At 78.6% G+C, this 1838-nt stretch carries 1 protein-coding gene; it reads right to left on the bottom strand.

Annotated features, from left to right (window positions below):
* Positions 1 to 55: 55 nt before the first annotated feature.
* On the bottom strand, positions 56 to 1838 hold a 1783-nt coding region (locus tag ABZ914_RS50825), incomplete at its 5' end, for a PucR family transcriptional regulator (protein WP_500201747.1).

Raw genomic sequence — 1838 nt, 5'->3', positions numbered from 1 at the left:
TCCGCCATGACGACGACTCGCCGCAGGTCGGCGCCGTTCGGTCAGCGTCGGCCGGTCAGCGGGGGGCGGCGGCGGGCGGGGCCATCTCGTCGGCGAGGCTGCCGGTGACCGTCGTCAGCGTGTCGATGTGCAGCGCCAGCCAGAACATGAACTGGGCATCCGCCGATCGGATGTCCATCCGCAGCGCCCGCGACGCGCGGTCCAGCTTGTAGAGCATCGTGTTGCGGTGCATGCCGAGCTCGCGGGCCGCCGCGTTCAGGTTCCCGGACGTCCTGATGTACGCCAGCACGATCTGCTCCAGGTCGCCGCCGTTCGCGCGGCGCAGCGGGGCGAGCGTCTCCTGCGCGAACGACTTGGCCTCCGCGCTGCCCGCGACGTCCTTCAGCGCGGCGAACACGCGCAGGTCGTCGTAGCCGCAGACGGGCGCCGCCGACGTGTGCCAGGCGAGGCCCATCGCGAGCCGCGCCTCGTGGTAGCCGGCCGCGACGCCCGCCGCGCCGGCGCCGGGGCGCCCGTGCGTCACCCGCAGGTCATCGCCGAGCTGCGCCCGCAGCGCCCGGTGCAGCCGCTCGGCGAACCGGGCCGCCTCCGCGCGCTGCTTCAGCGGGTCCGGCCCGGCCGTCACCTGCCGGATCACCACGATCGTCGAGCCGATCGCGGCGGTCAGCGTGCAGCCCGCGGGCTCCAGCGTCTGCGCGGTGCGGGTGGCGGTGACCGTCCGGCGCAGGTAGTCACGGCCGACCGGCAGCAGCGCCGCCGCCGACACCACGTGCACCGCGTAGTGGCCGTCCACGTCGAAGTCGTGGTGCCGGGCGCGCGCGCCCAGCTCGTGCGGGTCGGCGAACCGGCCGTGCACGAGGGCCGCGACGAAGTCGCCGCGGGCCCGCTCCTCCGCGGCCCGCACCGACCGCTGCCGCAGCATCTCCGACCCGATCAGCGTCGCGCCGTGCTCGGCGACGACGCGGTGCTGCGCCAGGTCGTGCGGGTCCGGCGGGCACGTCCGCTCGACCATCACCAGCCGCCCGAACGGCTCGCCGCCGACGACCACGGGCGTGATCAGCGCGTTCAGCGTCACGCCCGGCGCGACGGCCAGCTCCGCCTCGGCGGCGTGCGCGTGCCCGTCCAGGACGGCGTCCGGCCCGCGCGGGGGCGGCGCCGGGAGCGCGGCCTGCACGGCGTCCGGGTCCGGGGCGGGGCCGTCGGGTGTCTCCGCCCACGCCAGCCGCTCGCCCTCCGCGTCGCAGATCAGCACCGAGCAGCGCGACAGCCCGACGATCGCGTGCGCCATCGCCGGGATGCCCGGCCCGTGCGCGAGGACCTCGGCGAGCGTGCGGTGCACCCGCGTCCCGTACTCCAGGATGTGCGCGGCCTGCGCGAGCGCCTTCTGCCCCACGAGCCGGCTCACCGCCCGGTAGTCGGCCTCGGCGGGCAGCGCCAGCAGCGGGACGCCCGCCGCGTCGGCGGCGCGGGCCGCGGCGGAGAGGTCGGCGTCGGCGCCGCGCGGGCGCCAGGCCAGCAGCGCGGCGGCCTCCCGGCGGACCAGGCCGGCGACCACCGCCGCCGCCTCGTCCGGCGGGGCGAGCGCGGTCACCGGCAGGTGGACGGCGACCCCGGCGAGGTCGGGGCCGGGGGCGGCGCCCGGGTCGGTGCGGGTCTCCGACAGCGGCAGGCACCAGCCGACGCCGCGGTCGAGCCCGGACGCCCCGGCGACCAGGCTGCCGCGCAGCAGGGGCTCGGCGAGCAGGGTGCGCACCGGTACCTGGTCGGCGGCCGCGGCCGGTGCGGGGGCTGCCGGTGCGGGGGCGGCCGGTGCGGGGTCGGCGGGTGCGGCGCCGGCG

The organism is Spirillospora sp. NPDC046719 (assembly GCF_040645715.1).
GTDB lineage: Bacteria > Actinomycetota > Actinomycetes > Streptosporangiales > Streptosporangiaceae > Spirillospora.
Note: the sequence above shows the minus strand (reverse complement) of the source record. Positions and strands in the feature narration are given on the sequence as shown.